Below are 24,988 nucleotides of genomic sequence, written 5' to 3' on the forward strand. Positions count from 1 at the left end.
GGCCATCGGTTTGAACCGTGCGATCGGCCACAGTGTTCCTCACTCCTCGTCGTCGGGTACCGGATCGGTGTCGCCGTAGCGATGGTGGGGATCGGTGCCCTCGATCTCGGCCGACCAGTGGGCTTCGGCCTCGTCGTAGAGCCCGTCGGGCGTGTCGGGCTCGTGGTCCTCGAACTCCCCGAACCAGTGGCTCTCGCTGTCGCCGTAGACGTCACCCGGCTGGACCGCCTCCGGGTCCGCCGGCTCGTGGGCCATCTCGTCGCCGTAGCGGCCGTCCTCCGACTCCTCCTCGTCGTCGACTATCTCCGAATCCGACATGTATGGTCACTCACCAGTATGTGACAATACTGCATACTAAGCGTGTCGCTGGCGGCCACTGTCGACCGGCGGACCAGTCAGTCCTCAACACACATATGTCGGGGGCGTCTCTGGGGGGTATGTACCTCGCCGACGAAGCGTGGCCGGATCTCGGAGCCTACTTCGAGGCGGAATCGCTCGCGCTCGTCCCGCTCGGGTCGACCGAACAGCACGGCCCCCACCTGCCGGAGGGGACCGACCACATCATCGCCGAGGGGTTCGCACGGGCCGCGGCCGAAGAGACCGGCTTCCTCTGTACGCCGACGATCAACATCGGCGTCAGCCCACATCACCGCCAGTTCCACGGCACGATGTGGGTCGACGCCCCGGCCTTCCGCGAGTACGTCGAATCGTTCACCCGGAACCTCGCGTCCCACGGCATCGACCGGGTGATCTACGTCAACGCCCACGGGGGGAACGTCGACCACCTCCGGGAGGTCGGCCGACGGCTCCGCGACGACGAAGAACTGTACGCCATCGAGTGGATGTGGAACGAGAGCATTCCCGAGTTGGTCGACGAGGTTTTCGAACACAACGGTCCCCACGGCGGGCCGAAGGAGACCGCACTGATCCAGCATCTGCGGCCGGATTTGGTCCACGACGACCGGCTTGCCGAGGCACGGAACGGCGGGCTGACCCGGTTCGACGCCGACACGGGCCGCCAGCACGGCGCGCGGACGTTCTACGATGCCATCGACAACACCGACAACGGCGTCCTCGGCGACCAAACCGACGCCACCGCGGAGAAAGGCGAACAACTGTTCGAGGCCGCCACCGACCAGCTCGTAGCGCTCTGTGAGTGGCTGGCCGACCAGCCATTTGACGACCTGATGCCGCGCAACCACGTGTAGCATGGTCGACCTCCGAACCTGCGGGACCCACGGTCCCTTCGAAGGCGAGGGCTGTCCCGGCTGTGGGGCCGCCGGCATGCTCCTCCTGTCGACCGAGCGCCGAACCCGCGTCTCGAAGTTCTGTAGCGGCGCGCTCCGTCACTTCCCCGCCGACGCCGGTCTTGGTCTCGACGACGCGGGGTGGACCGACTGGGAGACGCTCGTCGACCGGACACGAGCGAACTACGAGTGGCTCGACGAAGCGGCCCTCGCGGCCCTCGTCCGGCTGGATCCGAAAGGGCGGTTCGAACGCGATGGCGACCGGGTGCGGGCCGCCTACGGCCACTCGGTCGACGTCGACCTCGATACCGGCGGCACACCGGTTCCGGACGTGCTCTACCACGGCACCACCCCGGACGCACTCCCATCGATCGAGAGCGAGGGACTCCGACCCATGTCACGCCAGCACGTCCACCTCAGCGGGTCGGTCGCGGCCGCCCGTGAGGTTGGCCGCCGACACGCCGCCAAGCCGGTCGTGCTCCGGGTCGACGCCGCGGCGCTGATCGCCGACGGCTCGACGATCACGAAACGCGGTACCGAGGTGTATACGACCGACCACGTCCCGCCGGCATACGTCGAGCGGCTGGACTGATTCCACGTCGACCGTCGTCGAGTAGGTACCGCCTACCAGTTCGTAGCTACCGTCTACCAAGGTGTAGGAATCGGCTACCGACACGGCGCTTCGACTGTCGAGTGCCGGCAGGGGGAGCGATCAGAGCAGCAGCCCGCTGGTCTGGACGTAGAAGTAGACCGCGAGGGTGGCAGCCATCACCCAGTGGCCCGGCCGGACGGTCTCGGGGCCGTCGGCGACGGCTTTGATGAGCGGGTAGCTGATGATCGCGATGGCGATCCCATTGGCGATCGAGTAGGTGAGCGGGATGACCATCACGGTGAGTGCCGCGGGCACCGACCACGTCGGATCGCTCCAGTCGATGTCGGAGACGCCCTCGAACATGATGACACCGACGATGATCAGCGCGGTAAAGGAGGCGTAGGTCGGGATCGCCGCCGCCAGCGGCACCAGCGGAATCATCAGCAGGAACAGCCCAGCGACCGTCAGCGTCGTCAGCCCGGACCGGCCGCCGGCTTCGACGCCGGTCGACGATTCGACGAACGTCGTGATCGTCGAGGTCCCGAGCATCGCGCCGACCGTCGTGCCGATCCCATCGGCCATCAGCGGCTTGTTCATCTCGGGGAGCGTGCCGTCCTCGTCGAGGAAGTCGCCGTACTGGGCGATACCGATCAGCGCGCCCGCAGTGTCGAAGAAGTCGACGAAGAAGAACGTCAGCACGACCAACCCGAACGTCGCCGGGTCGGTCGTCCGCAGTCCCTCGACGAACGCGCCGGCCAGCGGCGTGATGTCGTACTGGATGCCGGCGATCATCGAAACGAGTCCCTGTTCGTTTACCTGTGTGAGGACCGACTCGTCGACCAACACGCCCGGAGAAACCAGCCCGGCGAACGTCGCAACGTAGCCCGCGACCGCGGTCGTCAGGACGCCGATGAGGATCGCGCCGGTCGTGTTGCGCGCCCACAACACCAAGATCAGTGCCGCCCCGAGCGTTCCGAGGATCGCGATCGGGTTCGTCCCGATCTCCCCGAGAGTGACCAGCGTGGCCTCGTCGTTGACGACGATCTGGAGCTCTTGGAGCCCGATCAGCAGCAGAAACGCTCCGATCCCGGCCCCGACCGCCAGTTTCACCGGCTCGGGGAAGATGTTGATCACGTACTCACGGGCCCCGGTTGCGGTGAGGGCGATGAAGATCAGCCCCTCGACGAACACCGCCGCCAGCGCCGTCTGCCACGGGACGCCCAGCCCCAACACCACGGTAAACGCGAAGTACGCGTTGAGCCCCAACCCCGGTGCCAGCGCGAACGGCCGGTTGGCGTACAGCCCCATCACGACCATCGAGATCGCCGACGTCACGATCGTGACGATCGCGAGCATCTGGAAGATCTCGATATCGGTGTACCCCTCGATCTGGATCGCCTCCGAGAGGATTGCGGGGTTGACCACGATGATATACGCGATCGCGAAAAACGTCGTGAGCCCGGCAACGAGTTCTGTTTTAACGTTCGTGCCCTTTTCTGCAAGATCGAAGTAGGATTGTAAATCCATTCGTCTGAATGGGACTGGTTTGGTTGTCTACTTAAAACGTGTGATGGTGGTTCTACCGACCACTCTAGATGTATATGGTCTTATTATAGGAATATAAGCTCATTCGAACGGGTGCCGATACCCGCCCCCGAGGCTAAGTCACTACCCGCACGCTCCAGCCGGCTTCGACCGACGGTACCGGTCAGCCGTCGACCCGCCGAGAAAAAAGTAGTCGCCGCCTACTTATATACGGGCCGCCGGTCGACGGGGCGGTCGCTCCTCCCAGAAGGTTTATTCGCTCGACTATCGTTCATATGAGCCGATGTTTCTCTCTGGGACAGTCATCGTCGACGCCTCGACGGTGATCGAGGATGGCGCGGTTGTCGTCGAGGACGACCGGATCATCGCGGTCGGCGACCGCGAACAGCTCCGCGAGACGTATCCCGACCGCCGGGGGTATCATGCGGACATCCTCATGCCGGGGCTGGTCGGGAGCCACATCCACTCGGTCCAGAGCCTCGGCCGGGGAATCGACGACGACAGCGAACTGCTGGACTGGCTGTTCGACTACATCCTTCCGATGGAGTCGACGCTGACCGCCGAGGAGATGGCCGCCGCCGCCAGACTCGGCTATCTGGAACTGATCGAGAGCGGAACGACCACCGTGATCGATCACCTCTCGGTAGCCCACGCCGACCGCGCTTTCGAGGCGGCCGGCGAGATGGGGATTCGGGGGCTGCTCGGGAAGGTACTGATGGATCGGCGAGCTCCCAAGGGGCTGCTCGAAGACACCGAGGCCGCCCTCGCCGAAAGCGAACGACTAATCGAGCAGTACCACGGCAGTTTCGACGACCGGATCCGGTATGCGGTCACCCCGCGGTTCGCGGTCTCCTGTAGCGAGGCGTGTCTCCGCGGCGCCCGGCGGCTGGCCGACGCCTACGAGGGGGTGCGGATCCACACCCACGCCAGCGAGAACCGCAGCGAGGTCGAGACCGTCGAGGCCGACACCGGCCGGCGCAACATCGCGTGGCTCGACGAGGTCGGGCTCACCGGCGAGGACGTCGTGTTGGCCCACTGCGTGTGGACCGACGAGGCCGAACGCGAGTTGCTGGCCGAGACCGGCACCCACGTCACCCACTGTCCCTCCTCGAATATGAAACTCGCCAGTGGGATCGCCCCGGTCGTCGACTACCTTGATCGCGGGATCAACGTCGCCCTCGGCAACGACGGCCCGCCCTGCAACAACACGCTGGACCCCTTTACCGAGATGAAACAGGCCAGCGTCCTCCAGAAGGTCGACCGGCTGGATCCGACGGTGACGCCGACGGCGACGATCTTCGAGATGGCGACGGTCAACGGCGCGGCCGCCGCCGGCTTCGACGACGTGGGCGAACTCAAGCCGGGCTGGAAGGCTGATATCGTCGGCCTCTCGACGGACTCGACGCGGGCGACGCCGCTGCACGACGTCTACTCGTATCTCGTCTTTGCGGCCCACGGCGACGACGTCGAATTTACCATGGTCGACGGCGAGGTCCTGCTGGAAGACGGCGAGGTGACCGTCGTCGACGCTGACGAGGTCCGTCAGCAGGCCACCGAAATCGCCGCCTCGATGGATCTCTCGGAGGCCCGCGAGAACGCCCGAGAACTGAAACCCTGACCGGCGGGCGTCGCTCGCGGCGGGACTCGTTGCGGTGGGGCGACCCGCGGCTGTTTCGCCCCCGGCGGTCCGAATGCTCGACGTTCGTACCGCCTTCCGGCTCTCAACAGAGGGGCTGTCGACCACCGGGGAGCCGGACGACGACTGGAGCGCGACCTATGAGCCACGTCGTACATACCCTAACGCAGGAATGAGCGCCATCACAGACACACTGACCAGCGTGCTGGTCGTCCTCTGTATCGCCCTCGGCGTCAGACTACTGGTCCGGAACCACGAGCGCATCGCCTACGCGAGCGTGCTCGTTGTCGTCGGGCTGGGTGCTGCGTTCGTCGGCCCCGATCTCGGGCTCGAACTCACCAGTGACGTCATTTTCTTCCTGCTTCTGCCGACGATCATCTTTCAAGGAACGCTATCGATCGATGTTCGGGAACTCCGCCACGACGCGCCGCTGATCGCCGTGCTCACGCTCGTCGGACTGCCGCTGGCGGTCGTCATCTTGGGGGCCATCGGCACGGTCGCCTTCGGCTTCGAGTTGGGGATCGCGCTGCTGTTCGCGGCGATTATCCTCCCGACAGATCCGGCGGCGGTGCTGTCGCTGTTCGAGGAGTTCGATGTCGGCGAGCGGCTGGCGGTCACCATCGAGGGCGAGAGCTTGTTGAACGACGGGGTCGCCATCGTCATCTTCTCGTCGCTCCTGTCGACAGTCCAGGCGACCGACCAGTCGGTGGCCACCCTCGCCTCACTCTCGGGGATCGCTGGCTTCGCGGTCGACGTGACTCTCGTCGGCGGCGGTGGGCTCGTCCTCGGGATCGGAGTCGGCTACGCCGCTCACCAACTGGTCAACCGGCTCGACGACACGATGGCGATCCTGTTGACGACGATCGTCGTCGCCTATGGCTCCTTTCTCGTCGCCGACCACTATCTCGGTCTCAGCGGCGTCCTCGCCACGGTCGGGGCGGGGGTGGCGATGGGGGCTCACGAGGGGACTCACGCTCGGATGACCGGCCCGGAAGCGACTGTCGAAGAGGTCTGGAGCACGCTGTCGTTCCTCGTGTCGACCGTTCTCTACGTGTTGATCGGCTTGGCGACCAGCCCTGCGGCCTTCGTCGACGACTGGCGGCTCATCCTGACGGCGGCCGTCTTGGTCGTCCTCGTGCGGGCGCTCACGATCTACCCGCTGGTCTCGGCAACGAACCTGCTGTCGAGCCAGCCGGTCCCGTTGCAGTATCAGCATATCATGGTCTGGGGCGGGCTCCATACGGTGGTTCCGGTCGCGCTGGTGTTGGCAGTCCCCGAGAGCATCGCCGGCGGCCAGCCGCTCGAAACGATGGTCTTCGGCATCGCCATCATCAGTCTGGTCGTCCAAGGGTTGCTCATGCCGACGGTGCTGGATCTCACCGGCCTCGGAAGCGGCTCCGCCGATGACTGATCGTCGGTGGACGCCCACCAGTATCGTGCTGTGCGACGTGATCGGGACCGGAGTGGTCGACCCCGTGCTGTCCGCCGAGCCAACAATAATGTACCACCCTCGGAGTATGTCCGTATGGGACTGACCGATTGGATTCCGGGGCTGGGATCGACCGAGGCCGGTTCGGCAGACGACGTCGACACCTACTATTTGGCCGACGAGACGCCGTGGAATACCGAACTCCGAGAGTATCGACTGCTGATCGGCCCGGCGACCGAGACGGACGACGAGTGGACCGTCTATCGCTGCACCGACGACGATACGGAGATCCCACCCCAGACCGAACTGCTCGTGTTTCAGGAGGGCCGGGTCGTCCCGAACGACGGGTCGCCGTTTCGGCTCCATCTGGCCCAGTTGGTGTTGGGCGACCGTGTCGACAAGGAGGGTCTCGACGGTTATTTCGTGGAGTTTCCCGCGGAGTTGGCCGGCGAGCCCTACTCCGAACGCGGCCCGGTTGACGACGATGAACTGCGTCGGTTCCTGCGATCGGTTCCCGGCGACTTCTGATCTGGCAGACCGAAACCGGCTGCCGCGGCCGAGACCCGGTATCTGTTCGCCGCTGGCGTTGCGGGGATCAAAAAACATATATAAAACAAAAACATGTGATATGTTGTATGAAACGCACAGTAAAACGGATTTTATGCTCGCATGAGTACACCGAATCGGCAGTGTACCTTTCCGAAAAGAAATTAGTCGAGAGCTGTTCGAACTGCGGGACCGAACGCATCCGGTCGTTGGAGTAACGCCGCCACAGCCTGCCAGGTCGGCCGGCTTTCGATGTGGGCGGAAAAAGCGTGAGCGAGACGGCTCCTCGCCTGTCGACCGATCGGTCGATCAGAGCGGGACGCCACCGGCGAGCCCACTGCTGCGGGAACTACGACGCCGTCACGGGTTGACCGAGTGAACCTCCGATTCGGCGGGCAGCTCGTCTGCTGTCGTTCCGTCGGTCGGCAGGGGATCCTTCGACCGGAGGTACACCGTCCAGAACGTCACGATGCCGACTGCGATGAACGTGAGATTGGCACTCAGGTCTTTCGCGTACACCAGATTCAAGCTGTAGTGTGAATCGAACGGGAAGAACGGTCGGATACCCATCGGCGTGATGAGGTCGCCGAGTAGGTGACTGATGACTCCGCCCGACCCGACGACAAATCCGAATATCGCTCGTCTGAGACTCTCGTCGGGTGTGATTGGAGTCCCACCCCATCTGGTAGTGCTGACCACGGCGACGACAACGCCGAGACAACCCGCGGCCAGCAACGAGTGTGTCACTCCTCGGTGTGTGATCCACGGGACGACGAGGTCGACGTCGGGCACCAGCGTTACGAGGAGGGCGATCCCAACCCAACCGGGGACCTCAGCTCTGTGCCCCGAAGCGACGAGCAGGTTGACGAACGGTGCACACACAACCAACGTAATCCCCACATGTCCTATAGCTATCACAGTCTACACGGCAGGATTGTGGTGGTATTACTGTATTGTTTTTATACATACTAAATTTCTTGGTATGTTTTGGTTGCATATCTCTGCCAGCGCTTTGTTGTTCACGTACTCACAGTCAGCTAGATCCGGCCAGAGAACTTGAAAACGTACTTAAGAGGGTTTCACTATCGGAGACTGTCGTTTATTTAGTCGACCAGCAATATCATATGTATCTGACATATACGAACGGGTATCTACCGGTTGGTCGACGCGATCGCTGCCAACCGGCTATACTCCTCGTTCGAAAGCGCGATCGAGGCGGCAGCGACGTTCTCTTCGAGGTGGTCAAGGCTGCCGGTACCCGGGATCGGCAGCATCACATCGGAGTGTTCGAGCAGCCACGCCAGCGCGATCTGGTAGACCGTGGCGTCGTGTGTGTCCGCAACCTCTTGGATGGCGTCGACCCCCGAAATCGACCCAGCAGCGATCGGGAAGTAGGGCATAAAGCCAATCCCGTACTCTTCGCAGGCCTGAAGCACATCCTCGTGGTCGCGGTTTAACACGTTGTACTGGTTCTGGACCGTCGCGATTTCGACGTGCTCTCTGGCCTCCTCAAGCTGGTCGACGCTGACGTTCGAAAGGCCGACGTGGTCGATAAAGCCCTCGTCTTTGAGTTCGGCGAACGCCGTGAGGCTGTCCTCGAAGGGTGTGTCCGGATCTGGGCTGTGTAGTTGGTAGAGATCGATCGAGTCGACTCCGAGGCGATCACGGCTGACGAGCACCTGATTGCGGATGTAGTCGGGATCGGCGTGGTTGAGCCACTGGCCGTCGCTGTTTCGGAGCAGCCCGGCCTTCGTGGCGATCGTCACCGCCTCGGTATCGATTGCCTCACCGAGCAGGCGTTCGCTGACACCCGGTCCGTAGGAGTCCGCGGTGTCGATGAAGTCGACGCCGAGGTCGACGGCCTGCTGGGCGACGTCTTTCGCATACTGTTCATCGTCGGGTGGGCCGATGATTCCCTCGCCACAGAGACGCATCGCGCCAAACCCGAGTCGGTTCACTGTCAGTTCGCCATCGAGGTCGAACGTGCCGCTCTCGTTTGTGGATTCCATACCCCCGTTCGCGGCCCGAAACGTGTTATCTCTGGTGGTCAGCGATCTCCGAGACCGTGGGATCTCCTGCTGTCGACTTACGCTGGTTGGGTGTGCGATGGTTCGACTGTGTCGAGGACACGAACTCCGATGCGGTCATAGACCGGTGTGTAGCGAGTCTTGTTGTCGACGATCGGCGATCGGTGCACGCGGGTGCCGTCTCACCGAAAGAGGAGCCGCTGGTGTCGTTTCCGTCGGAGGAGAACCGCCCACGTGATTGCCCCGAGCCGTAGACGACTGTCGTCGACTTGATCTCTCCTCCACCCGCTTCGAGGATCTGGCGGGGCCCACCGCCCACTCAACATTTGCGGAGCCAATCGCCCGATAGCGACGGGCCGCAAGTTGTAACGACGTGGGAACCGAATCTATCGGTCGTTCTGGGACAACCGATTCAGGAAAAAACAGACTTATAAAAGGCTCTAAAGCAGAATTAGAATTAGCGGCGAAACGAATTGTGAGGAAGTGGGCGCTGCAGGATTTGAACCCGCGACAACTTGGTCCGAAGCCAAGCACTCTGTCCAAGCTGAGCTAAGCGCCCGCACCCGATTGTTCCGAATCTGCAATAATAAGGGCGTCGGTCTCGTCGCCATGGGTCGACTGCTCACACACGGCGCGGAGCGGATCCACGTCCTTTATTCGGTGACACTCACGACCGCCATGTATGGCAACGTTGGCGGCCCGTGGGCGGGCCTGTCTCGACCTCACACGGCCCGGGAACGCGATATCGGCCGGGCTGCTCACCGGTACCGGGGCGTTCGTCGCCGGCGGCATCACTGCGTCCCCAGTCGACGTCGTGGCCGCAGTGGTGGCAACGGTCACCGCGACTGGCGGCGGTAACGCGATCAACGACTACTTCGACCGGGAGATCGATGCGATCAACCGTCCCGACCGCCCGATCCCACGCGGGGATATCACGGCCCGCGGCGCGTTGTGGTTCAGCCTTGCGCTGTTCGCTGTGGCGACTGCTGCTGCATTGACCTTGCCGACGGCCGCGATCGCGATTGCCGTCTTCAACTTCGTCGCGCTGGTGGCCTACACGGAGCTGTTCAAGGGGCTGCCGGGGGTCGGCAACGCGTTGGTCGGCTATCTCACCGGGAGCACGTTCCTCTTCGGCGGCGCAGCGGTCGGCGACCCCTTCGGCGCGGTCACGCTCTTCGGCCTCGCAGCGGTCGCTACGCTCACCCGCGAGATCGTCAAAGATATCGAAGACATCGACGGCGACCGACAGGAGGGATTGCGGACGCTCCCGATCGTCCTCGGCGAGCGACCCGCGTTACTCATCGGAGGAACCGCTATGGGGCTCGCGGTCGTCGCCAGCGGGTGGCCCTTTCTGGTCGGCGAGTTCGGTGCGATCTACCTCGCGGTCGTGCTGCCGGCGGATCTGGTGATGCTCGCCGCGACCGTCCGGGCCCGAACGGACCCCTCGGCGAGTCAACGCTGGCTCAAGCGGGGAATGCTGCTGGCGGCGGTCGCGTTCGTTGCCGGTCGGGCGACGGTCGTCATCGGCGGGTGACTAGTCGGTATATCGACTAATCCGACTCGGATAATCAAAAAGAATATTACCCGCAACCGGTATGGTCCATTCAGTCGATGATTCCCGGACAGTCGGACCGATCTTCGAACATCTCCCGATCGAGCGACGCTGCGACTCGGGGGCTGGACTGATGTATCAGCTCTCCGCGGACCTTGACGAGGAGGTACTCCCGGGAACGAACATTCTGATATCGGGACCACCGCTGACCGGCAAGCGATCGCTGGCGCTCGATATCCTCGCCACCGGTGTCGAGAACGGCGAAGGGGCGATCATTGTCACCACCAAGGACAGCGCCACCCGGGTCCTCGAAGACTTCGCTCGCCGCACCGAATACGAGAGTCGCCCCGTTGCCGTCGTCGACTGCGTCACGCGCCAGCAGGGCGTCGGCGAGGTACGGGAGGACAAACGCATCAAGTACACCTCTTCGCCAGTTGATATGACTGGCATCGGGATCAAGCTCTCCGAGTTCTTACAGGCGTTCCATCAGGACCAAGGCATCAGCCACAACCGGATCATGGTCCACTCGCTGTCGACGCTGCTGATGTACGCCGATCTCCAGACCGTCTTCCGCTTCCTCCACGTCTTTACGGGCCGGATCCAGAGCGTCGACGGGCTGGGTGTCTTCTGTATCGACTCGTCGTCCCACGACGAGCAGGCGATGAACACCCTGACCCAACTGTTCGACGGCGTGATCCGCATGTCCGAAGACGAGCCGCCGGACATCCGACTCCAGCAGTAGTCGGCGCCCGCGCCGACTCGGCGTCCTCGCCGACTCAACGCTTTTGTCTCGCCCACACGAAGGGAGAGCCATGCCCGTCTCCGATGATGACTCGCTTCGAGAACTGTTGGCCGTCGATCGGATCGCGGTCGTCGGTTGTTCGAGCACGCCCGGCAAGGCCGCCCACGAGGTCCCCGCCTACCTCCAGCAGCAGGGGTACGAGATCGTCCCGGTCAACCCCTTCGCCGACGAGATTCTCGGCGAGACGGCCGTCGACTCCCTGAGCGAGGTCGACGGCGAGATCGATCTGGTCGACGTCTTCCGGCCCAGCGAGGAGGTCCCCGAGATCGCCGAGGCGACGATCGAGCGCAAGGAATCGGTCGGCGACGTCGAGGCGCTGTGGCTCCAGTTGGGCATCAGCGACGACGAGGCAGCCCGGAAGGCGGAAGCCGCCGGACTCGATGTGGTTCAGGATCGGTGTCTCAAAATCGAACACGGGCGGCTGACCGACTGACCCGAGGAGCCGTCGACCGGGAGTCAGGCGTCGGGTTCAGCCGGTTCGGCATCGTCGACGGCCGCCGCGTCGTCGCCTGCGGCTTCGGCATCGAGAATGTGGGCGTCGGCGGTGACCGCATCGAGGTCGATCTCGAGTTCCTCGGCGACGGCTTCGAGGATCGCCCGCTGTTCGACGATCTCGGTTTCGAGCGTCTGGACCCGCTCGCCGGTTTCGGTGACCGTCGTCTGTGTGGTCTCGACCTGCTCGCGGACCTCGTTGAGCCGGGAGTACATCTTTTCGGCGGTATCCGCGAGCATCTGGATCTTCTTTGTCGTGCTTCCGAGTCCCATACCCGACCATGTATGTCGGGCTTTGTGTCCTTTGTGGCTTGGAGCCGAGTCCTTTTCGTCCCGCCCCGCTTGACCCCTGTATGGACGAACCACGGATCCTGTTGACCAACGACGACGGGATCGACAGCGTCGGCTTCCGGGCGCTCTACGAGGGACTCGCGGATCTCGGCGAGGTCGTCGCGGTCGCACCTGCCGACGACCAGAGCGCGGTCGGCCGGACGATCTCCGAAGCCGTCGACGTCCGCGACCACGAACTCGGCTACGAGGTCGAAGGCACCCCGGTCGACTGCGTGATCGCGGGACTCGGAACCCTATGCCCGGATGCGGATCTCGTCGTCTCGGGCTGCAACAAAGGGGCCAACATCGGCGCGTACGTGCTGGGTCGGTCGGGAACGGTCAGTGCGGCCGTCGAGGCCGCCTTCTTCGAGGTGCCGGCGATCTCGGTCTCGCTGTACATCGATGGCGGCGACGACTGGGCGCAGTTGGCGACCGACCCCGAGGATTTCCGGCACGCGACCGCCGCGACGCGGTATCTGGTCGACCGCGCGGGCGAGGCCGGGGTCTTCGAGGCCGCCGACTACCTCAACGTCAACGTCCCCTACATCGAAACCGAGTCGGGCGTTCTCGACCCCAGTGAGATGGTCGTCACCCACCCCTCGACCCGCTACGAGATGGGTGCGGAACGCGACGGCGAACAGGTCGCCCTCCGGGACGGCATCTGGGAACTCATGCGCTCGGGGTCGATCACCGACCCCGAGGGCACCGACCGCCGGGCGGTCGCCGAGGGGAAGATCAGCGTCTCGCCGCTGACCGCCCCACATTCGACCGAACGCCACTCGGCGCTCGATCGACTGGTCGACGCCTACTGACTCCCCTACACCTCACCATCGGCCGCCCACGCCGGACGTATCGCCCCACTTGCCCGGGACGATCTGTCGCATCCATGGCGTGACAACTGTTACCGCCTCCCGGATGAATTTATATACACCCCGTCCAACGGACCCTCATGAGCGACGACGGGGCCTTCACCTACAACGGGGGGAAGGTCGACCGCGGCGAGACACAGAACATCCGGTATGGGATCAGCGAGACCTATCTGGGCGATCCAGTCCGGATTCCGGTGACGATTATCAACGGCGAGCGCCCCGGCCCGACCGCGTTTCTGTCGGCGGCGGCCCACGGCGACGAACTCAACGGGATCGAGGTCGTCCGGGAGGTCGCCCACGACTGGGATCTCTCGGAGTTGGCGGGCACGCTGGTCTGTCTACCGGTGCTCAACGTTCCCGGCTTTCTGGCCCAACAGCGCTACCTGCCGATCTACGACCGGGACCTCAACCGTTCGTTCCCCGGTCGACAGGGGTCGACCAGCGCCAAGCGAATGGCCCACCGCATCTTCACCAACTTCATCGAACCCTGTGATTTCGGCATCGATCTCCACACCTCTACACGCGGGCGGAGCAACATGCTTCACGTTCGGGCCGACATGGCCGACCCGGCGGTGCACCGTCTTGCACTGGCGTTCGGCACGAACGTCATCCTCGACAGCGAGGGGAGCGACGGCACGCTCCGCGGGGAGGCCACCCGCGACGGCATTCCCACGATTACCATCGAGATGGGTGAGGCCCACCGCTTCCAGCGGGGGTTGATCGACGAAGCGCTGGCGGGCGTCGAGAGCGTCTTCGCCGAGTACGAGATGCTCACCGACACGCCCGTCCGGTGGCCGGGGTGGCGCACGATCATCACCGGGGACCACGAGAAGACGTGGATCCGCGCCGACGTGGGGGGGATCGTCGACATGCACCCCGAGCGCGGGGCGTTAGTCCACGAGGGCGAGGTGATCTGTACGATCACCAATCCCTTCAAGAACGACAACGTCACGGTCACCGCCCCGTTTACCGGGCTGTTGGTCGGCATTCTCGAAAACCCGGTCGTCTATCCGGGCAACCCGCTGTGTCATCTGGTCGAGCTCTCCGGGCGGACCCGGCAGGTGGTCGAACGCCAGCAGCGCCCGACGGCCGCCAGCGCCGCCTGAGGGGCGGCGGTCGTCACTACTCCGACCCGGTCTTTCGGAGCTATTGCGTCCAAACCGACGCTCGGAGCCGGATTTGAACACTGTGGAACGGAGTTCCACAAGCTCACGCTCGCTTCGCTCGTGTGAACCTCACTCGCAGCAAAGCTGCTCGCTGGTTCAAATCCCTCTTGAGGTATTTGCGGCTCACGGCGATCCTCGCACACGTTCCGCTCACGGCTTCTTTCCGCGGGCCACCGGCCCGCTCAAATGGTCCGCGGAACTCCGTTCCGCGCTATCGCCGTTCGCTGTCGTGGCGCTACGCGCCACGCTCGCGGTGCTCGGAGTTGTTGTTCGCCACAAAAGTACGCCCGGAGCGGGATTTGAACCCGCGTCACGACCGTGACAGGGTCGTATGATGGGCCACTACACCATCCGGGCTTGCTGCAATCATTCGTTTCCCGGGGAGACGTTTAAGCCTTGTTAGTTGGCCCGACGCCGTCGGCTCGTTTTTTACCCAAATGTTTGTTCACGACCATTATTGTTAACTAATTATTGGCAAGGAATAAGTGGTCACTAGCAAAACGTTAGCTACCCACACGATGGGGGCACTATCATGTCTGACAAACACAGTCAATTCTCACGTCGTACTGTTCTCAAAACGAGCGGTGTCGCTGCAGCTGTCGGATTGGCGGGCTGTACCGGTGGCGATGGCGGTGATGGCGGCGGATCGGGCACCGAAAACGAAGTCGAGGTCGTCCACTGGTGGACCGCAGGCGGCGAAAGCGACGCCATCCAAGCGTTGATCGAGGGGTTCGAATCGGAGTACTCGGATCTCAGCGTCAACAACAACGAAGCGCCGGGCGGGGCTGGCTCCGCGCTCAGTACCGAGATCCAGGACCGCGTGCTCCAAGACAACGCTCCGAGCACGTTCCAGATCTGGCCCGGCGGCTCGCTCCAAACGTACACCGAATCGGATGTCTTGGCCGACATCAGCGACAGCGTCTGGGACAGCGAGATGGAAGATGCCTACAAGGAGGGCGTCAGGGACCTCTCGCAGGACGACAACGGCAACTACGTCGCCGTCCCGCTGAACATCCACCGCCTCAACAACCTGTTTTACAACGTCGACGTCCTCGACAGTGCGGGCGTCGACCCCTCGACCCTCTCGTCGCCGGCGGACCTCCTCTCGGCGATGGAGACCATCGACGCCGAGACCGACGCCGCGCCGATGGCCCAGTCGACCCAGTCGGCCTGGACGGTCCTCCAGCTCTGGGAGGACGTCCTCGTCGGCGAGGCGGGCGTCGAGACCTACGAGGCCGTGCTCGAATCCGGCGTCGAGGAGAACGAAGACGCGGTTCGAAGCGCCCTCCAGACGGTCGTCGACTACAGGGAGTACTTCAACGCCGACGCGGGGTCGGTCGCGTGGGACGAGGCGAACAACGACGTGATCAACGGCGAGGCGGCGTTCATGCATCAGGGAGACTGGGCGGCCGGACAGTACGAATCCAGTGAGGGCTTCGACTTCGAGGACAGCTGGGATCACGTTCCCTTCCCCGGCACCGAGGGCGTCTACCACATCGTCACCGACTCCTTTGTCAAACCCGAACCCAACCCCTCGCCGGATGCGACCGATGCGTGGCTGAGCTACGTCGGCTCGGTCGACGGGCAGGAGCGATTCAACCCGATCAAAGGCTCGATTCCGGCCCGGACCGATGTGCCCGACGACGCGTTCGGGCCGTTCCTCTCACGGCAGCGCGAGGACTTCGACAACTCGAACGCCCAGCCGGCGACCATCGCCCACGGGACGGGCGTGAGCCCACAGGTCAAAAGCAACTTTGAGGAAGCCTTCGCCTCCTTCGCCGGCGAGTGGAACGTCGACAGAACCTACAGCGATCTGACGGACGCGTTCTAACCGCTTCGGTCGCCGCTTGATTTCAATGGATACAAACCAATCACCGGATTCCGACCCGCCGACGGAGACGGTCAGTACTGACGGTGGCCTGCCAGTCGAGGCGACGGAATCGACCGAGTCGACCCTCCAGCGGTGGAGGCGAAGCGAACTCGTCAAATCCCTTCCGTTCTGGCTTCCGGCGACGCTCCTTGTGGGGTTGTTCGTCTACGGCGCGATCGGCTGGAACTTTATCATCTCGTTGACGGACTGGCAGGGGCTGCGCCGGGTGACCTACAACCCCGCCGAGTTCGATCTCGACAACTATTTCGAGTTCTTCGGGAAGGTCGCCGAAGGTGGCCTGCTCGGCGGGCCACAGGAGTACTGGGCGTTCCGGAACACGTTCGTCCTCCTGATCCTCTTTACCGTGGTCGCGCTGATCGTCGGCCTCCTGCTCGCACTGTTGGTCGACCAGAAGATCCGCTTCGAGAACTCCTTCCGGACGGTCTTCCTGTTGCCGATGAGCCTCTCGTTCGTCGTGACGGCAGTGTTCTGGGCGTGGATGTACAACCCCTCCTCGGGAATGATCAACGAGGGCCTCCGGCTCGTGGGGTTGGGCGCGATCACGCAAAACTGGATCAGCGATCCCCAGTTCAAGCTGTTCGCGGTGATCTTCGCGCTGATCTGGCAGTTCAGCGGCTACTGTATGGTCGTCTATCTGGCCGGCCTGCGGGCGATCCCGACCGACCAATACGAGGCGGCCAAAGTCGACGGCGCGAACACCCTCAAGATGTACTGGCGGGTGATCATCCCACAGCTCCGGGCGTCGACGACCAGCGCGGCGGTCGTGCTGATGGTGTTTGCGCTGAAGGCCTTCGACTTCCTGTTCGTCATGTTCGGCACCCAGCCCGGCCGGTCGGCCGACATCCTCGCGCTGATGATGTATCGTGAAGCCTTCGCCGGGACGGCCAACTGGGCCTACGCTTCGGCGATCGCGACGATCCTCTTCGTGATGGCCCTAGGGGTCATATCGCCGTATCTCTACCGGCAGTACAAACGAGGTGCACTCTGATGTCCACGTTTTCAGCACTCACCGACAACCGCCCCGACTGGAGTCGTATCGCCCTGTATGCCACCCTGCTGGCGATGATCGCGTTCTATCTCTCGCCGCTCGAAAGCGGACTGATGACCTCGATCAAGACACAGGCCGGCTTCCAGCAGACCTCGCCGTTCGTCCCGCCGCTTCCGGGACAGTTCGCGATCGAGCCGTGGATCGAGGCCTTCGGGCGGCTGCAGTCCGGACTGGTCAACAGCGTGCTGTTCGCCATTCCGGCGACGATCCTCTCGGCGACGATCGGTTCTATCACGGCCTACGGCCTGACCAACACCAAGTGGCGGGGCCAAGCGCTCGTCCTGATGGTGCTTATCGCGGGGATCTTCATCCCCTACCAGTCGGTGCTCGTCCCGCTGTCGCGCTTCTGGACGATCGTCGACCTCGGGAGCCTACTGGCGGTGATCCCGCCGCTGGCCGACCGCTCCGAACTGATCGCGCTGACGATCACCCATACGGCCTACGGAATCCCGATCTGTACGCTGCTGTTCCGGGCCCACTACAAATCGATCGACTCCTCGATGATCGAGGCCGCGCGGCTGGATGGGGCGACCATCGCGACGATCTACTACCGGATCATCCTCCCGCTGTCGATCCCGATGTTCGCGGTCGCGCTCATCTACCAGTTCACGAATATCTGGAACGATCTGCTGTTCGCGATCGTGTTGATCAGCGACAACAGCAACGACGTGGTGACGATGTCGCTCCAGAAGCTGACCGGGTCGATGGTATCGCAGTACAACATCCAAATGGCGGGGGCGTTCATTACGGCCCTGCCGACACTGCTGGTGTACATCGTCTTCGGCGAGCAGTTCGCCGAGGGTGTCGCCGGCGGAGGTACCTAACAATGGCCGAACTACAACTCGATCACATTACCAAGACGTTTCACGATGACGACGAGGGCGAGATCGTCGCCGTCGACGACGTGAGTATCGACATCGCCGACGGAGAGTTCCTCATTTTGGTCGGCCCCTCGGGCTGCGGGAAGTCGACCACGCTCAGAATGGTCGCCGGACTCGAATCGATCACCGAGGGGGAGATCCGCCTCGGCGAGGCAGTCATCAACGACAAACGCCCACAGGAACGCGACACCGCGATGGTGTTCCAGAGCTACGCGTTGTATCCGCATATGACCGTCCGCGAGAACATGTCGTTCGGTCTCGAAGAGTCGACCGATCTCTCCGATGAGGCGATCGACGCCCGCGTCACCGAGTCGACGCGGATGATGGGCATCGAGGACCTGTTGGACCGCAAACCGGCCGAACTCTCCGGCGGCCAACAACAGCGAGTCGCGCTCGGCCGGGCGATCGTCCGGGAACCGGAGGCGTTCCTGATGGACGAGCCGTTGGCGAACCTCGATGCCAAACTCCGCTCGCAGATGCGGACCGAACTCCAGCGGATCCAAGAGGATCTGGGCGTAACGACGATCTACGTCACCCACGACCAGACCGAGGCGATGACGATGGGCGACCGGATCGCCATCCTCAACGACGGGATTCTCCAGCAGGTCGGCACACCGCTCGAATGTTATCACGAGCCCGAAAACCTGTTCGTCGCGGGCTTCATCGGCGAGCCCTCGATGAACTTCTTCGAGATGCGCCTTGAGGGAGACCGACTCGTCGACGACGGGTTCGAATACGCACTCACCGAGGCCCACCGCGAGTCGATCGGCACGACCGACCGTGTGGTCCTCGGGATTCGACCCGAGGACATCGAGGTCGGCGTCGACGGCTCCGGATCCCACCACTACGAGGTCGGTATCGACGTGATCGAGCCACGCGGCGACGAGAACAACGTCCACGTCACCTTCGAGCCGGCGGCCGCCGACCCAGAGACGTTCGTCGCCACGATCGGCGGGATGCGACAGGCGACCCCCGGTGAGACCATCACCGTCGGCTTCCCACCGGAGGCGATCCACCTGTTCGATGCCGCGACCGAACGGACGCTCCACAACCGATCGCTCGAAACGATCGAGGACGTCGAGGTCGTCACCCAACAGTGACTCGCGGTCGGCGGGATTCCCAACGGTCTTGGGCCGCGGCTGACTGGGTCGAGTACGAATGATCCCTGCGCCGTTTCGGTACCCGTTCCGAAGCGACCGTGGGGTCGACACGCTTCTTATCGGTGGTGGACTCCACCTCGCAGCCGTCTACATCCCGATCGTGCCGCTGATCGTCGTCGCTGGCTATCTGGTGACGGTACTGGCCGAGACCGCAGGGAGGGATCGACTCACACGGTTCGAGTCGCTTCCACCGTTCGAGGACGTGCGCTCGATGACGCGACTCGGTATCGGTGGCTGCGCGATCGCCATCGCCTTTCTCCTGCCGGCGGGTGGGATACTCCTGGTCACAGTGTTCGGGATCACGAACCAAGCTCCCACGCCCACCACCGTCGACTTCGGGACCTCGCTGGGCTTCGTCGCCGGGTCGACGGCCTCGCTGTTGTTGGCACTCTCGGTGCTGTATGTTCTCCCGGCAGCGCTCGTCAGCTACGTCAGCCGCCGTCGCCTCCGCGCTGCCTTCGATACACGGGTGTTGGTGACCGCGGCCACGGATGGCACGTACTTCTATAACGTGACCGTCGGCCTCGTCGTTGGCGCGCTGCTGCTCACGCTCGCGAGTGGGCTGGTCGACGTCGTCGTCGGCTTCTTTCTGGCGTTTTACGCCGAGTTGGTGATGGTGGGCTACTGGAGCCGCGGGGCCAGTCTGGCCCTCCCTAGCGACGCCTCGTGACGGTCAGTCGTCGAACGACCGGAGCCCCTCGAAACAGGCCCCGATCGGGTGATAGCCCGGCTCGACCTCGGGACCCGGTTCGGTGTCGGCGGGCTCGCCGTCGACGCGTTTCTCGTACCAGTTGCCGCCCGGCGCGGTCAGGTTCGCTTCGGCGTACTCCCAGAGCCGGTCGTACCACGTCCGATACTGGTCGTCACCTGTGCGCTCGGCCAGTGCGGCGGCCGCACCGATACCCTCGGCGACCGGCCAGCCGTATCTGTCCTCGACGAGCGGCGCCCCGTCGCGGTCGAAGCTGTAATAAAAGCCGCCGTCGACGTCGTCCCAGCCGTGCTCGATCGCGGCCGCGAACAGCTCCTCGGCGCGGTCGAGTGCCCAGTCGGTATCGGTGTCGCGGTCCAGCACCGCCAGCAGTTTCGCCCACTCGATGTGGTGGCCCGGCTGGTAGCCCCACGGCCGGAACTGGTGGCGCGGGTCGTCGCGATTGTAGGCGAAATCGTGGTCCCACTCCGTGGTGTAATGCTCCCAGAGTAGGCCGTCGGTCTCGGCCGCAAGCCGGACGGTCAGCGCGTGGGCGACCTCGCGGGCCCGATCGAGATACCGGAGGTCACCGGTGGCCTCGTAGGCCGCCAGCATCGCCTCGCAGGTGTGCATGTTGGCGTTCTGGCCGCGGTAGGGCTCGCTCTCGGCGAAATCCCCGCAAAACTCGCTTTTGCAGAGGTCGTACTCGGGTTCCCAGAACCGGTCGACCAGCAGGTCGTAGGTGTCTTCGAGCGCCGCCTTGGCGCCGTCGACGCCGGCCTCGTGGGCGCGGGTGTACGCCAGCAGGACGAACGCGTGGCCGTAACAGACGCGTCGGTCGTCGACCGTCTCGGTCCCGTCGAGGAGCCAGTCGTAGCCGCCGGTCTCGGCATCGCGGTGGTGCTCCTGGAGGAACCTGACGCCGCGTTCGGCCGCCGGGAGCGCCCATTCGGGGCCGCCGTGGCGTGCGGCCAGCGAGAAGTTGACGACGAACCGGCTGGTCGCCACGAGGTGTTTCGAGCCGGCATCGTAGATCGCGCCCGTCTCATAGTCGAGTTGGGCGATGTAGCCGCCGTGGTCGTCGTCCAGACAGTCGGGGTAGTAAAACGAGAGGATCTCGTGGAGACGCCCGGTGAGCCACTCGTCGTCGACATACGGAGAGTCCATACCCTCACAGTTTCGCACACAACACCCTGTAGATTTCCCCCGCCGTGGTCGACTCGGAGTTCGGGGCGTTGATCGGGAGCGGTCGACGTGTAACATCGGCCGGAGCGGGATTTGAACCCCTGTCGTTCAAATCACTCAGTGAATCGTTTTCCGACTCACGGTGTTGCTGAGCACATGCTACGCAGTGCTCAGCGTGTTGTTCGTCGGGAAAAGCGCCCGGAGCGGGATTTGAACCCGCGTCACGACCGTGACAGGGTCGTATGATGGGCCACTACACCATCCGGGCTTCCTGTATCGATACTGGCCGGGTGAGATAAATAAGCCTTCCTTTTCACCCGCCGTGTGGGTGGCGGTGGCGAACCGTCGACCACATCGCCGGCCGACCAGTCGAACGACAACGACAACTGGTATATCCGTCGCTGTCCTATCGCCGGCCGTCCGCTCCCACGCCGCTGCCGGACGGTCGACGCCCGGGCGTGGGGGCTCGCTCCATCATGTCCCGACCCGTCGTCATCGTCGTCGCCCTGTTGCTTGTCACCGCGGGTCTCGCCCCGGCGGTCGCAAGCACACCGGCCGCCGCGTCGACCGCCGCCCACACCACGGCGGTCGATCACGGCTCGATCGCGTCGACTGCCCCGGCCCCGCCGACACAGCTCACCGAAACCGAAGACGACCGGATCGGCTGTGTCGACGGGGTGTGTCACGACGACGATCTCGACTTCGAGACGACGACGAACCTCTCGGCGGCGGAACTCGACGTGCTGGTCGACCGGACGATGGCCCGCGTCGAGGAACTCCGCGGCGAGGAGTTCACCGAGGACGTGTCCGTCGAGGTCCAGAGCCGCGCGGCGTTCCGCAAGGAGGGGCTGGTGGGGAACACGCCCGCAAACGAGACGTTCGATCGGTGGAACGACGTGGTCTGGAAGGCGCTATTCGTCGTCGGCGACGACCGCGAGGCCGCCGACGCGATCGATTCGACCGTCGGCGGCGCAGTCAACGGGTTTTACGACCCCAACGAGAACCGGATCGTGATTATCACGCCGAACGCCGAGGCGCCGACCGTCTCCGAACGCACCCTGCTGCACGAACTCACCCACGCGATGCAGGACCAGCGCCACGACCTCGGGGCCGCGGCGCTCGCCCGTGACACACAGGATGCCGACCTCGCGGTCGACGGCGTTGTCGAGGGCGAGGCAGTCTACCTCGAAACCCGCTACGAACAGCAGTGTGAGGACGGCAACTGGGCGTGTTTCGACGATCCCCGAACCGGCGGTACCGACGACGGGGGCGGAAGCAACTCCGGGCTGTTGTTCCTGCTGCTCCAGCCGTACTCCGACGGCCCCGGCTACATCCACGAGACGGTCGACACCGAGGGCTGGGACGGCGTCGACGAGCGACTCCAGGCTCCCCCACGGACCACCAGCGAGATCATCCACCGCGAGCCGGTCGAGTCGACCCGGCTCGACGTTCCCGACGAGTCGACCGCCGAGTGGGAGCGGTACCCCGCCCATGGGGTCGGCGGCGCTGAGGTCGCCGGCGAGGCGTCGATCTACGTGATGTTGTGGTATCAGGCCCGCACCTACGACGCCGAGACGATCGACCCCTCGTCGATCCGCGACACCGACAGCGAGTTCGACCGCTACAACTACGTCTCCGAGCCCTCGGATGGCTGGGTCGGCGACGAACTCGTCCCCTACCGCCGGGGCGACGACGACGGCTACGTCTGGACGACCGAGTGGGAAACAGCCGCCGACGCCGCCGAGTTCCAGCGCGCCTACGGCGCGATCCTCGATGCCCACGACGCGACCGAAACCGAATCCGGCGCATACGAGGTCTCGAACGGCTCGTTCAGCGGGGTCTACGCCGTCGAGACCGACCGAACGCGGGTCCGGATCGTCCACGCCCCCACCGAGGCGGGGCTGTTCGAACTCGACCCGACCATCGAACCCACCGACGTCGACGACCGGGGGTCGACCGACGACATCGTCCCGGGATTCGGCGTTGCGGCCGCGGTGGCGGCGCTGCTCGCGGTTGCAGCCGCGGGTCGACGGCTGTCCTGATGTCGGGCCGGACAACACCCCTTTTTGAGACGCCCGACCCAATCGGCTCGTATGACCGACCTCGACTTCGATATCGTCCCGCCGTCGGCCGTCCGGTCGGGCCGGGCGACCGACGCCTACTTCGACCGCACCGAGTCGACGCTCCGGGCGGCCGACCGGAACCCACGGGTCACCGCCGAAGTGACGGCCGACCAGTTCCCCGACGGCGAGTTCGAACTCCTCGCCGGTGTCAAAGACGCCGCCGCACTGCTGGCCGACCGCGCGGTCGACGTGGATGCGATCCCGCCGGGCCGGCTGTTCGACGGCGGCCCTGTGCTCCGGATCGAGGGGCCGTATCTCGAATTCGCTCGCCTCGAAACTTCGTTGTTAGGGCTGCTCTCGCATGCCTCGGGGATCGCTACCGCCGCCCTCGAAGCCCGACGGGCCGCCCCCGACTCCTCGGTGCTCTCGTTTGGCGCGCGCCACGTCCACCCTTCGATCGCGGCGGTCGTCGAGCGCAGCGCGCTCCTCGGCGGCCTCGACGGCTTCTCACACGTCGCCGCCGGCGACGTCATCGGCCGGGAGGCCGGCGGCACGATGCCGCATGCGCTCATGCTCTGTTTCGGCCGAGGACATCAAGAGGACGCCTGGCGGGCTTTCGACGAGACGGTCCCGGAATCCGTCCCGCGGATCGCGCTCTGTGACACCTTCAGCGACGAGAAGGACGAGGCGATCCGCGCGGCCGAAACTCTCGGAGATCGTCTCGACGGCATCCGGATCGATACCACCGGCTCCCGGCGTGGCGATTTCCGGCACATCATCCGTGAGGTACGGTGGGAACTCGACGCCCGCGGCTTCGAGGACGTCGACGTCTTCGTCAGCGGTGGCCTCGGCCCGGCGGACCTCCGCGAGCTTCGAGACATCGTCGACGGCTTCGGCGTCGGCGGCTACGTCTCGAACGCCGATCCGGTCGACTTCGCGCTGGATATCGTCGCCGTCGACGGCGAGCCGATCGCCAAACGCGGCAAGCTCTCGGGGGTCAAATCGGTGTACCGAACGGCCGACGGTGGCCACCACGTCGGGCTGGAGGCGGCAGCCGCCCCGACCGATGGCGAACCGTTGTTGGAGCCACTTCTCCGGGACGGGACGGTAGCCGACAGCTTCGACTACTCGCTGGAGACTGCGATCGAACGCGCAGAACGGGACGCGTCGCTCGTCGGCTTCTAGAGTTCTTCGACGCTACCACCGTCGGGCCGCTCGCGGTAGACCTGCCCTTCGAACAGCGTGATCATGGTGTCGTCGTCCTGCCACGCCATCGGCGAGACATCGGCTTTTCGGCAGACGAGGGAGAGGTACTTCTCCTTGCTCCAGTTCTGTTCGACCGGCAGTGTCGGATACAGCCACGCGTGTTTGTTGCCGGTGTCGATGGCGACGCCGTGGGTGCCGAGTTCAAGGTCTTCGAGCGGGTCGTTTGTAAGTAGGGTGTTGCTAACGACACAGACCGAAATCGAGAGGTCGTCCAGTTCCTTCGAGCCGATCTCCGAGCCCGCCGAATCGGCCGAGGCAGCCTGAATGGCGGCGTCGACGATGGCGTGGCCGAGCTGATCGGAGCCCTGATAGGCCCCGGCACAGCCGCGGAGTCGTCCCCGTCCGCGTGTCGACTGGATCCGGACGAACGCGCCCGTTCTCGCATAGAACGCATCCCGCATACTACCGGGCTGCTCGCGCTGACCGTGGAGAACGTACGATTCTACCGCTTCCCGTGCAAGCTCGACTGCTCGTGCACCGTCATCATAGCTCAGCTGAACGGTCTGTGCCTCGGACATAACAGTATCGATGACCGGCACCGACTTCAATTCTTCCCATTTGTTTAGAACAGAG

24 protein-coding genes and 3 tRNA genes are annotated in these 24,988 nt (G+C 64.3%); 17 read left to right on the forward strand and 10 right to left on the reverse strand.

All coding sequences use genetic code 11. The annotated features are described in order from the left end of the window. Positions 1-39 precede the first annotated feature (39 nt). Positions 40-318 carry a hypothetical protein gene (locus NKJ34_RS04185; protein ID WP_253737026.1) on the reverse strand — a complete coding sequence of 93 codons (279 nt, stop codon included), beginning with the start codon at positions 316-318 and terminating at the stop codon, positions 40-42. 119 nt (positions 319-437) lie between these two features. On the opposite strand from NKJ34_RS04185, the gene NKJ34_RS04190 reads away from it, so the two are divergent. Together NKJ34_RS04190 and NKJ34_RS04195 are read left to right on the forward strand one after the other, a co-directional pair. Beyond that, entirely contained in the window at positions 438-1,208 is a 771-nt protein-coding gene (locus NKJ34_RS04190; RefSeq protein WP_253737027.1) for a creatininase family protein, read from the forward strand. Position 1,209: 1 nt separating this feature from the next. After that, positions 1,210-1,839, forward strand: a complete 630-nt coding sequence (locus NKJ34_RS04195; protein ID WP_253737028.1) for an RNA 2'-phosphotransferase — start codon at positions 1,210-1,212, stop codon at positions 1,837-1,839. Between the two features lie 120 nt (positions 1,840-1,959). Here NKJ34_RS04195 and NKJ34_RS04200 read toward each other — a convergent pair whose 3' ends face one another. Further along, a complete protein-coding gene (locus NKJ34_RS04200) occupies positions 1,960-3,366 on the reverse strand; it encodes an NCS2 family permease (RefSeq protein ID WP_253737029.1) in 1,407 nt (468 codons plus the stop codon). Between the two features lie 301 nt (positions 3,367-3,667). On the opposite strand from NKJ34_RS04200, the gene NKJ34_RS04205 reads away from it, so the two are divergent. The 3 genes from NKJ34_RS04205 (at position 3,668) to NKJ34_RS04215 (ending at position 6,977) form a co-directional block, all read left to right on the forward strand. Further along, a complete protein-coding gene (locus NKJ34_RS04205) occupies positions 3,668-5,002 on the forward strand; it encodes a 5'-deoxyadenosine deaminase (RefSeq protein ID WP_253737030.1) in 1,335 nt (444 codons plus the stop codon). Positions 5,003-5,075: 73 nt separating this feature from the next. Next, positions 5,076-6,431 (forward strand): cation:proton antiporter, encoded by a 1,356-nt coding sequence (locus NKJ34_RS04210; protein ID WP_253737031.1) that lies wholly within the window; start codon positions 5,076-5,078, stop codon positions 6,429-6,431. 114 nt (positions 6,432-6,545) lie between these two features. Then, positions 6,546-6,977 (forward strand): hypothetical protein, encoded by a 432-nt coding sequence (locus tag NKJ34_RS04215; protein WP_253737032.1) that lies wholly within the window; start codon positions 6,546-6,548, stop codon positions 6,975-6,977. 378 nt (positions 6,978-7,355) lie between these two features. Here NKJ34_RS04215 and NKJ34_RS04220 read toward each other — a convergent pair whose 3' ends face one another. The 3 genes from NKJ34_RS04220 to NKJ34_RS04230 form a co-directional block, all read right to left on the reverse strand. Next, positions 7,356-7,913: a metal-dependent hydrolase gene (locus NKJ34_RS04220; protein ID WP_321169442.1), complete on the reverse strand. Its 558-nt coding sequence runs from the start codon at positions 7,911-7,913 to the stop codon at positions 7,356-7,358. 233 nt (positions 7,914-8,146) lie between these two features. Further along, the gene (locus NKJ34_RS04225; RefSeq protein ID WP_253737034.1) at positions 8,147-9,004 is read right to left on the reverse strand and encodes an aldo/keto reductase; all 858 of its coding nucleotides are present in this window, start codon (positions 9,002-9,004) and stop codon (positions 8,147-8,149) included. A gap of 502 nt (positions 9,005-9,506) precedes the next feature. Beyond that, a tRNA-Arg gene (locus NKJ34_RS04230) sits at positions 9,507-9,581 on the reverse strand. Between the two features lie 123 nt (positions 9,582-9,704). Here NKJ34_RS04230 and NKJ34_RS04235 point away from each other — a divergent pair. The 3 genes from NKJ34_RS04235 to NKJ34_RS04245 all read left to right on the forward strand — a co-directional run bounded on the left by NKJ34_RS04235 (position 9,705) and on the right by NKJ34_RS04245 (position 11,809). Next, positions 9,705-10,556, forward strand: a complete 852-nt coding sequence (locus tag NKJ34_RS04235; protein ID WP_253737035.1) for a geranylgeranylglycerol-phosphate geranylgeranyltransferase — start codon at positions 9,705-9,707, stop codon at positions 10,554-10,556. A 151-nt stretch (positions 10,557-10,707) separates the two neighbouring features. Next, on the forward strand, positions 10,708-11,316 hold the full coding sequence (locus NKJ34_RS04240) for an RAD55 family ATPase (RefSeq protein ID WP_253737036.1): 609 nt from the start codon (positions 10,708-10,710) through the stop codon (positions 11,314-11,316). A 70-nt stretch (positions 11,317-11,386) separates the two neighbouring features. Then, a complete protein-coding gene (locus tag NKJ34_RS04245; protein ID WP_253737037.1) occupies positions 11,387-11,809 on the forward strand; it encodes a CoA-binding protein in 423 nt (140 codons plus the stop codon). A 23-nt stretch (positions 11,810-11,832) separates the two neighbouring features. On the opposite strand, the gene NKJ34_RS04250 is transcribed toward NKJ34_RS04245, so the two are convergent. After that, on the reverse strand, positions 11,833-12,141 hold the full coding sequence (locus tag NKJ34_RS04250; protein ID WP_253737038.1) for a DUF5798 family protein: 309 nt from the start codon (positions 12,139-12,141) through the stop codon (positions 11,833-11,835). An 80-nt stretch (positions 12,142-12,221) separates the two neighbouring features. On the opposite strand from NKJ34_RS04250, the gene surE reads away from it, so the two are divergent. Further along, a complete protein-coding gene (gene surE, locus NKJ34_RS04255) occupies positions 12,222-13,010 on the forward strand; it encodes a 5'/3'-nucleotidase SurE (RefSeq protein ID WP_253737039.1) in 789 nt (262 codons plus the stop codon). Between the two features lie 137 nt (positions 13,011-13,147). Beyond that, a complete protein-coding gene (locus tag NKJ34_RS04260) occupies positions 13,148-14,173 on the forward strand; it encodes a succinylglutamate desuccinylase/aspartoacylase family protein (protein ID WP_253737040.1) in 1,026 nt (341 codons plus the stop codon). 344 nt (positions 14,174-14,517) lie between these two features. On the opposite strand, the gene NKJ34_RS04265 is transcribed toward NKJ34_RS04260, so the two are convergent. Further along, positions 14,518-14,590: transfer RNA gene (locus NKJ34_RS04265), tRNA-Asp, on the reverse strand. 175 nt (positions 14,591-14,765) lie between these two features. On the opposite strand from NKJ34_RS04265, the gene NKJ34_RS04270 reads away from it, so the two are divergent. The 5 genes from NKJ34_RS04270 to NKJ34_RS04290 are packed head-to-tail and all read left to right on the forward strand — an operon-like array spanning position 14,766 to position 19,883. Next, positions 14,766-16,064 carry an ABC transporter substrate-binding protein gene (locus NKJ34_RS04270; protein ID WP_253737041.1) on the forward strand — a complete coding sequence of 433 codons (1,299 nt, stop codon included), beginning with the start codon at positions 14,766-14,768 and terminating at the stop codon, positions 16,062-16,064. A 25-nt stretch (positions 16,065-16,089) separates the two neighbouring features. After that, positions 16,090-17,112 carry a carbohydrate ABC transporter permease gene (locus tag NKJ34_RS04275; protein ID WP_253737042.1) on the forward strand — a complete coding sequence of 341 codons (1,023 nt, stop codon included), beginning with the start codon at positions 16,090-16,092 and terminating at the stop codon, positions 17,110-17,112. Next, positions 17,112-17,996 (forward strand): carbohydrate ABC transporter permease, encoded by an 885-nt coding sequence (locus tag NKJ34_RS04280; protein WP_253737043.1) that lies wholly within the window; start codon positions 17,112-17,114, stop codon positions 17,994-17,996. The genes NKJ34_RS04275 and NKJ34_RS04280 overlap by 1 nt, the downstream gene beginning before the upstream one ends. A gap of 2 nt (positions 17,997-17,998) precedes the next feature. Then, positions 17,999-19,153 (forward strand): ABC transporter ATP-binding protein, encoded by a 1,155-nt coding sequence (locus tag NKJ34_RS04285; protein WP_253737044.1) that lies wholly within the window; start codon positions 17,999-18,001, stop codon positions 19,151-19,153. 58 nt (positions 19,154-19,211) lie between these two features. Beyond that, positions 19,212-19,883, forward strand: coding sequence for a DUF4013 domain-containing protein (locus NKJ34_RS04290; protein ID WP_253737045.1), 672 nt, complete (start codon positions 19,212-19,214; stop codon positions 19,881-19,883). Between the two features lie 3 nt (positions 19,884-19,886). On the opposite strand, the gene NKJ34_RS04295 is transcribed toward NKJ34_RS04290, so the two are convergent. Together NKJ34_RS04295 and NKJ34_RS04300 are read right to left on the reverse strand one after the other, a co-directional pair. After that, on the reverse strand, positions 19,887-21,068 hold the full coding sequence (locus NKJ34_RS04295; protein WP_253737046.1) for an AGE family epimerase/isomerase: 1,182 nt from the start codon (positions 21,066-21,068) through the stop codon (positions 19,887-19,889). A 213-nt stretch (positions 21,069-21,281) separates the two neighbouring features. Continuing rightward, positions 21,282-21,354, reverse strand: a tRNA-Asp gene (locus NKJ34_RS04300). Between the two features lie 208 nt (positions 21,355-21,562). On the opposite strand from NKJ34_RS04300, the gene NKJ34_RS04305 reads away from it, so the two are divergent. Together NKJ34_RS04305 and NKJ34_RS04310 are read left to right on the forward strand one after the other, a co-directional pair. Then, positions 21,563-23,128, forward strand: a complete 1,566-nt coding sequence (locus tag NKJ34_RS04305) for an Hvo_1808 family surface protein (protein ID WP_253737047.1) — start codon at positions 21,563-21,565, stop codon at positions 23,126-23,128. Between the two features lie 51 nt (positions 23,129-23,179). Continuing rightward, positions 23,180-24,334 carry a nicotinate phosphoribosyltransferase gene (locus NKJ34_RS04310; protein WP_253737048.1) on the forward strand — a complete coding sequence of 385 codons (1,155 nt, stop codon included), beginning with the start codon at positions 23,180-23,182 and terminating at the stop codon, positions 24,332-24,334. Here NKJ34_RS04310 and NKJ34_RS04315 read toward each other — a convergent pair. After that, the gene (locus NKJ34_RS04315; RefSeq protein ID WP_253737049.1) at positions 24,331-24,933 is read right to left on the reverse strand and encodes a TIGR00296 family protein; all 603 of its coding nucleotides are present in this window, start codon (positions 24,931-24,933) and stop codon (positions 24,331-24,333) included. The genes NKJ34_RS04310 and NKJ34_RS04315 overlap by 4 nt on opposite strands. Between the last annotated feature and the right edge of the window lie 55 nt (positions 24,934-24,988).

It is taken from the genome of Halohasta salina (assembly GCF_024178165.1).
GTDB lineage: Archaea > Halobacteriota > Halobacteria > Halobacteriales > Haloferacaceae > Halohasta > Halohasta salina.